The following is a 7,454-nucleotide window of genomic DNA, read 5'->3' on the forward strand; positions in this document are numbered from 1 at the left end:
TTCTGCCAAGGGCATAGCTGAGTAGCCAAGTCTGGAAGTGATAAGCGCTGAAGGCATCTAAGCGCGAAGCATCCCTTAAGATTAGATTTCCCATCCGAAAGGATTAAGACCCCAGAAAGACTATCTGATTGATAGGTCATAGGTGTAAGGGCAGTAATGTCTTAAGCTTAATGATACTAATAGGTCGAGGGCTTGACCAAATGATTAACAAAGGAGTAGCTTCGAATTCATTCGAAGATTACTTTCGTATATTCACTGTGCAATTTTGAAAGTGCAAAACACTTTTTTAGAGGAAAGTTGAGAATTGAGAGTGGAGAGATTAATGAAGAAAAAAATCCACTAAAAAGTGTTGACAAGTTCGACATTATGTGATATTATATATCTTGTCGCTAAGGCGATAGAGTTTAAATCTTCGACTTGAGTTGAGTGAGTGACTAACATCAAATCGAAGATTTGGGTTGTCATTTTAATCTGGTAACAATGGCGGAGGGGCCACACCTGTTCCCATACCGAACACAGTAGTAAAGTCCTCCAGCGCCGATGGTACTTGGCGGGCAACTGCCTGGGAGAGTAGGTCGTTGCCAGATTAGAAAGTGTTCTTGGGTAGCTCAATGGTGGAGCAACCGGCTGTTAACCGGTAGGCTGTGGGTTCGAGTCCCACCCCGAGAGCCACTAACTAAATATCCGCCGGGGTGGCGGAACTGGCAGACGCACAGGACTTAAAATCCTGCGGTCCTTATACGACCGTACCGGTTCGATTCCGGTCCCCGGCACCAAGAAATACAATTACAAATTGTAAATTTTAAATTACAAATGAAAAGCAAAAAAAAGCAATCTGCTTCGTAGATTAGGTAATTTAAAATTTGTAATTTACAATTTAAAATTCTATCCGCAGGATAGCATGTCGCGGGGTGGAGCAGCTGGTAGCTCGTCGGGCTCATAACCCGGAGGTCGTTGGTTCGAATCCAGCCCCCGCAACCATTAAAAATGAGTTTTTATGGCGGCGTAGCTCAGATGGCTAGAGCATGCGGTTCATACCCGCAGTGTCAGCGGTTCGATTCCGTTCGCCGCTACCAGAAATACAGTACAGAGTACAGGGAGCAATGTACAGGAAAGAAACGAATGTTTGAAACCGTATTAATTGTACACTGCACCAGTTTTTATGGCCCTATGGTCAAGCGGTTAAGACACCGCCCTTTCACGGCGGTAACCCGGGTTCGAGTCCCGGTAGGGTCACCAATAAATAGGGGCGCATAGCTCAGCTGGGAGAGCACCTGCCTTACAAGCAGGGGGTCGTAGGTTCGAGCCCTGCTGCGCCCACCATAAAAGCAATTACAAATTGTAAATTTTAAATTATAAATGAAAGACAAAAAAACAATCTGCTTCGTAGATTAGACATTTTAAATTTGTAATTTACGATTTAAAATTCCAACGATAGTTGGTTCTTGGCCTGGTAGTTCAGTTGGTTAGAATGCCAGCCTGTCACGCTGGAGGTCGAGGGTTCGAGTCCCTTCCAGGTCGCCAAAAACACAATTACAAATTGTAAATTTTAAATTATAAATGAAAAGCAAAAAAAGCAATCTGCTGCACAGATTGGATAATTTAAAATTTGTAATTTATAATTTAAAATTCTGTCTAAAAGACAGCTATGGAGGGGTTCCCGAGTTGGCCAAAGGGGACGGACTGTAAATCCGTTAGCATTGCTTTCACTGGTTCGAATCCAGTCCCCTCCACCAAAAAAAGACAATTACAAATTGTAAATTTTAAATTATAAATGAAAAACAAAAAAACAATCTGCGATGCAGATTGAATAATTTAGAATTTGTAATTTATAATTTAAAATTCTGTCTGTAAGACAGCGCGCGGAAGTGGCTCAGCGGTATAAGCAGAGAACCCAAATCTTCTTTTCAATTTGGTGTGAATCGCTTAGTTAGGAAAACTTGAGAGCTTACTGGTGAATTAGATAATGATTAAAAGTAAATAGCATACGCGGAAGTGGCTCAGTGGTAGAGCATCGCCTTGCCAAGGCGAGGGTCGCGAGTTCGAATCTCGTCTTCCGCTCCAAAACTTCACTAAAGTGAAGAATTACAGATTGTAAATTCTAAATTATAAATGAAAGGTAAAAAAACAATCTGCTACGCAGATTTAATAATTTAAAATTTGTAATTTACAATTTAAAATTCTGTCCAAAGGACAGCACATGCGGGTGTAGCTCAGTGGTAGAGCCCTGGCCTTCCAAGCCAGTCGCGAGGGTTCGATTCCCTTCACCCGCTCCATATAAAGTTGAGGACTGGAGAGGTACCGAAGTGGTCATAACGGGGCGGTCTTGAAAACCGTTAGGGTGCAAGCCCACGTGGGTTCGAATCCCACCCTCTCCGCCAGGTAACGGGGTGTAGCGCAGTTTGGTAGCGCATCTGGTTTGGGACCAGAGGGTCGCGGGTTCAAATCCTGCCACCCCGACCATATAGATTTACATAATTTGTTTGCCCAGATAGCTCAGTCGGTAGAGCAGGGGACTGAAAATCCCCGTGTCGGTGGTTCGATTCCGCCTCTGGGCACCACAGTTATAGTGCAGGGCACGGAGAGTAGAGAAAAAAAGATTAGCTTTTAGCTAATCTTTTTTTTATGGGATTATATCCCTGCTCTTTGTACCCTGCACTCTGTACTATAACTGGTGCCAATGGCATCTTTTTAGTTGTTGGGGGATTCGTAATCCCCCAACCTTATCGCAAGCTCCCTGCTCCATGAACCTTTTACCCTGAACAGAACAAAGAAGCATCAATGGCGCCTTTGTTCTTACCATATACATTAATCAGAAATTATTTTTCTAGATATTTTAACCAACAAATTGGAAAAAGGCAATAATATAATTGTATTAGATATATTAAAAATAGTATGGGCATTTGCTATTTGTCTAGAGGGGAAGTCAGGGCTTAACTGTATGACAAGATAATATAGCTGATCTATTAGAAAATAAAAAATCAGAACACCAAATATGTTAAACATTATATGTATTATGGCAGTTTGTTTACCTATTCTATTAGTGGCTATACTACCCAATAATATTGTTACACAAGTGCCTATATTTTGACCTAATAGAATATATAGGGATGTATGTACATCTATTAAATTACTAGAAGCTAGAATTTGTAACATTGCTATTCCAGTACTACTACTTTGAATTATAGCAGTTATTATAAAACCTAAAAATATTGCTAAAAAATTATTATTACCAACCATATGTATAAGAAAAGTAAATCTTGTTGTAGCTTGAAATGAAGATACTGCTATTTTAATCACATCTATACCTAAAAAAATTAGGCTTAGGCTTATCAAAACTTTAGATATTATTCTATATCGTGTTTTCCGTAATATACAATAGGATATTAAACCTATTGCTATAAATAAATGGGTATTACTAGTAAAGTTAAATGCGATCAGTTGACCTGTTAATGTAGTGCCTATATTAGCTCCCATAATTATAGGAACAGCATTATATATATTTAAAATTCCACTATGAACTAAAGTTATAACAATTAAAGTAGTAGCACTACTGCTTTGAAGGAGTCCAGTTAAGACTGTTCCTACAACTATCCCTAGGAATTTACTTGAAGTGAATTTATTTATTTTATATTTAATCTTAGTATTAACTATACTTTCAAATGATGAAGACATTAATTTTATTCCAGATAGAAAAACTCCTAATCCAACAAATATGTATATTATATGTAATATATAATGATCTTTAAAAAAGTTAAGAGACATACATACCTCCTTAGAAATGTCTATAGATATTAATCTATATGCATTTCTACAAACAATATTAATATTGTGAGAAAATAAAATAAAAAAGTATACGAGCTCAATTTATTGAGTCCGTATACTTTTTCATATCTGCTCTCTGCGCCCTGCACTCTGTACAAATAAAAAGGGCTCTAGAGCCCTTTTTATTTGTCTTTATCTAATTCCACCCTCTGTATAATTATTTCCTGCATTCCAAAGTAAATACTCATTAACTCCAGCATCTTCTAAAGCTTTTATCTGTGCCTCAAGTTCTTTAGGTCCATAGTTTATATATCCCTTAACCCAAGTTGCAGTAAAGTCTTGAATCCACGGTCTTACCACAGCAGGAGTTTTTATATTTTCATTTCTCTCAACAGAATCTAAAGTACATTCATATACAGTTTTATATGGATTGGCATCTGGAATAGGTACTCCATAGGTTCCCCTTGCATAGTGACTAGGATATATCATTGGGGAGATAATGTCTACATAATTACTTATAGCTTCCCAATGTTGACCTATGCCCATATCATCCCTAACGGAAGGAACTAATCCAAATACATCTGCTGATATATATACTCCCATTGGAGATAATTCTTTTCTAGCTTCCTTTAGGAAGTTTTGTATTGCTAGTGCCTTTGATTCATTTAATTTATTTTGGTAATCTAAATGTTTGTCCAATTTACCACCGTTACTTGCAGGGAAACGAACATAATCAAATTGTATTTCATTAAATCCTAATTCAGCAGCTTCTTTAGATACTCCGATAATATACTTCCATAGATCCCTATTATATGGGGTTGTCCATTTAACTTTACTGTTTATAAAGGGCTCACCTGACTTATATCTTATTATTGTATTAGGATGGGTTCTAGCATATTGAGGATCTTTAAAAGAAACAACTCTACCTATAACATAAATATCATTTTCTTTAAGTTTCTTTATAAGTTCCTTTGCATACTCTATATCCCTAGCATGACTGTTTGCCTCAGGAACAATCTCTTCAACCGTTTTACTTTCAAATAACATTTTACCATCATCATCTTTGATATCTATAACAAAAGTATTAATGTTAGTTCTATTGGCAAGGGCAATTAACTCATCTACTTTTTTAGTACTTTGTCCACTTGTTCTTGTTAAGAAAACCCCTTTAGCTTCTACTCTGGGATTATTTTCATATTCCTTAACCTTATCAATCGGTTCAAAGTCAAGACTTTTATCAAAGTTTAAGTAATTATAAGCAGAAGAATTGCTTAAGTCTTCTTTATTTTTAGTAGTATATTTAGCTGAAATATATCTATCTAAATTATCTTGCTTATCTTCTAATTTAATTTGATACCATAAAATATCATGGTTAGGATCTTTTATCTCATCTAAAACTATTACTTCTTGACCCTTAGCCACAGCTCCTAAGACTTTACTATTATCGTAGTCCGGAGTATTTCTAATACTTAATGAACTTAAAGTAACATAGGCTTTAACTACACCGTCTGAAGAATTATTGCTATCTTTTTCAGAGTCTTTGTCTGTTGTTTCATCATTAGTTTTTTCCTCATCTTTTGACTCATCATCAGTATCATTTTTATCTTCTTCGTTTGTTTCATCATTACTTTGTTTCTGCTCTTTATCATCATACACCTCATCTTTAACATTATCATCAGTTGTAACAGTAGCAGGTTGATCACAACCAACGAAGATAGATAAGATCATAAAGGCGGATAAAATTAGTACAATAATTTTTTTCTTCATTAAATGACTCCCTTCTTATTTTTATATGTTTATATAATTGTAAAATACCTTATATTATAAAATTATATGGTATAAGGTGTCGAAATACAATAGTATAGTAGAAAAATATTAATAAAAATTTTTCCATGAGAGGTATAAAAAAATAGAAAGAAATATTATGCCTACAATTTTAGAAAAATTTGCTTTTTATTTTAACAATTATATAATATATAATCTAAATTAGGTATTCGGAAGAAAATAATAAGTCAAAGATGCGACGGATATTTTGTATCAGACAAGGAGGCAGAATTCGTTGATAGTGGACTATAAGCGTGTTCTGCCGACGCAGTATGATGCAAAATAGACTAGCATACTGACTTATTATTTTTTTCCGAATGCCTTAAGTACTTAAAAATATAAACTTTTACGTATTACTATAATGCAAGGTGGTGAGGTTTTGGGTAGAATTCTTAAACTTTTTAAGAAGAAAAATTCAACATTAGAGAAAAGATTAAGAAAAATTAAAAGTGGGGATATTGAGGAGAGGGAAAAATTAATATCTGATTATACCCCTTTTATCATAAAAACAATAACAAAAGTAACCAATAGATATATTGAAACAGAGAATGACGATGAATACAGTATAGGCCTTGGAGCATTTAATGAATCAATTGATAAATATGATTTTAAGAAAGGCAATTTTATAAGTTTTTCTAGTATGATTATTAGAAATAGAATAATCGACTATAAAAGGAAAAATACAGGGAATAATAAAGCTATTTTAATTGATAGAGATGATTATAATAGGGAGATTAATAGTCAATTAAAAACTTCTAGCTTCACTGAAAATTATCATGTAAAGGAACAAATTAATAGATTTGAGAAAGAATTGAAAAAGTTTAATATAAAATTAGATGATTTGATTGAGAGTTCTCCAAAGCACATAGATACGAGATTAAATTCCATAAAAATAGCCAGATTTATATTAGATAATGGGGAAATTAAATCTAAGTTATATAAAAGTAAACAAATGCCAGTAAAAAAAATAACAGAAAGCATAGGCTTTAGTGCTAAAGTTTTAAAGGGAAATAGAAAGTTTATTATAGCTACACTAATCATATTAGATAGCGATTTAGATGTTTTAAAAAATTATGTGTTAGAAGTTGAAAGGAGGGATGACTATGGTATATAGAGGGAAAATTATAAAGGAAAATAAAGGAGAAAATATAGTATTAACAAAGGATTATAGATATATAAAAATTAAGAGAAAAGAAGGGTGTCAGTTGGGAAAAGAAATAATTTTTACCGATGATGATATAATTAGTAGAAATAACAAAAGACATATAAAGTACAGTATTGTTGCTGCCCTAATGATATTTATAATAGGTTCATTTGTATATAATAATATAGTGTCAGAAAACCTAGGAAGTGCCTATGCTATAGTTAGCTTAGATATAAATCCCAGTGTTGAGTTTGAGATAACAGATGATTATATTGTAAAGAATGTTAGTGCCATAAATAAAGAGGGAAATGACTTAATAATAAAAGATATGATAGGAATGGATATAAATAAGGCTATAAATATTAGTATAGAAAAGGCCATTAATGGAAGATATTTAACAAGTACTAATAATATTGTGCTCATATCCAAAGTACAATTGCAAGAAAATGATGATGTTAGCTTTGAAAATAATATTATAAAAAGCATAAAAAGTAATATTAAAGATAAGAATCTGAAAATTATATATATGGAAGGTAATAAAGAAGATTATAGTAATAGAGAAGATAATGATGTGTCTATAGGAAAATATCAGTTGTATAAAAGTGTACTAGGAGATAAAGAAGATATTAGGGAGTTAAAAGGTATGAAAGTGAAGGAAATACTTGAAGTTAAAGAAGAAAGAAGAAAGAAGAAAGAAGAAATAAAAGATGAAAAAAAAGAA

At 33.9% G+C, this 7,454-nt stretch carries 4 protein-coding genes, 13 tRNA genes and 2 rRNA genes; 17 read left to right on the top strand and 2 right to left on the bottom strand.

Features of this window, described 5'->3' with window-relative positions; all coding sequences use genetic code 11:
- From V6137_RS20035 to V6137_RS20105, 15 genes are all read left to right on the top strand, one after another.
- A 23S ribosomal RNA gene (locus V6137_RS20035) occupies window positions 1-200 on the top strand; the annotation flags it as partial.
- A gap of 270 nt (window positions 201-470) precedes the next feature.
- Window positions 471-587 (top strand): 5S ribosomal RNA (gene rrf, locus V6137_RS20040).
- 10 nt (window positions 588-597) lie between these two features.
- Window positions 598-672 (top strand) — tRNA-Asn (locus tag V6137_RS20045).
- A 14-nt stretch (window positions 673-686) separates the two neighbouring features.
- Window positions 687-776: transfer RNA gene (locus V6137_RS20050), tRNA-Leu, on the top strand.
- 129 nt (window positions 777-905) lie between these two features.
- Window positions 906-981, top strand: a tRNA-Met gene (locus V6137_RS20055).
- An 18-nt stretch (window positions 982-999) separates the two neighbouring features.
- Window positions 1,000-1,076: transfer RNA gene (locus tag V6137_RS20060), tRNA-Met, on the top strand.
- Between the two features lie 88 nt (window positions 1,077-1,164).
- A tRNA-Glu gene (locus tag V6137_RS20065) sits at window positions 1,165-1,239 on the top strand.
- Window positions 1,240-1,247: 8 nt separating this feature from the next.
- Window positions 1,248-1,323, top strand: a tRNA-Val gene (locus V6137_RS20070).
- 124 nt (window positions 1,324-1,447) lie between these two features.
- Window positions 1,448-1,524, top strand: a tRNA-Asp gene (locus V6137_RS20075).
- Between the two features lie 126 nt (window positions 1,525-1,650).
- Window positions 1,651-1,736, top strand: a tRNA-Tyr gene (locus V6137_RS20080).
- Between the two features lie 253 nt (window positions 1,737-1,989).
- A tRNA-Gly gene (locus tag V6137_RS20085) sits at window positions 1,990-2,064 on the top strand.
- A 138-nt stretch (window positions 2,065-2,202) separates the two neighbouring features.
- A tRNA-Gly gene (locus V6137_RS20090) sits at window positions 2,203-2,276 on the top strand.
- A gap of 16 nt (window positions 2,277-2,292) precedes the next feature.
- Window positions 2,293-2,381 (top strand) — tRNA-Ser (locus tag V6137_RS20095).
- A 5-nt stretch (window positions 2,382-2,386) separates the two neighbouring features.
- A tRNA-Pro gene (locus V6137_RS20100) sits at window positions 2,387-2,463 on the top strand.
- 22 nt (window positions 2,464-2,485) lie between these two features.
- Window positions 2,486-2,561 (top strand) — tRNA-Phe (locus V6137_RS20105).
- Between the two features lie 247 nt (window positions 2,562-2,808).
- Here the strand turns inward: V6137_RS20105 and V6137_RS20110 are convergent.
- Complete coding sequence (locus tag V6137_RS20110) at window positions 2,809-3,765, bottom strand: Na/Pi cotransporter family protein (protein ID WP_425449741.1); 957 nt, start codon at window positions 3,763-3,765, stop codon at window positions 2,809-2,811.
- A 192-nt stretch (window positions 3,766-3,957) separates the two neighbouring features.
- Window positions 3,958-5,532, bottom strand: a complete 1,575-nt coding sequence (locus tag V6137_RS20115) for a putative glycoside hydrolase (protein WP_425449742.1) — start codon at window positions 5,530-5,532, stop codon at window positions 3,958-3,960.
- Window positions 5,533-5,968: 436 nt separating this feature from the next.
- On the opposite strand from V6137_RS20115, the gene sigI reads away from it, so the two are divergent.
- Entirely contained in the window at window positions 5,969-6,703 is a 735-nt protein-coding gene (sigI, locus tag V6137_RS20120) for an RNA polymerase sigma-I factor (protein ID WP_425449743.1), read from the top strand.
- A partial coding sequence (locus V6137_RS20125; RefSeq protein WP_425449744.1) for an anti-sigma factor domain-containing protein occupies window positions 6,693-7,454 on the top strand: 762 nt, incomplete at its 3' end. The genes sigI and V6137_RS20125, both read left to right, overlap by 11 nt.

The organism is Dethiothermospora halolimnae (assembly GCF_037577855.1).
In the GTDB taxonomy this organism is placed as follows: Bacteria; Bacillota; Clostridia; order Tissierellales; family VENL01; genus Dethiothermospora; species Dethiothermospora halolimnae.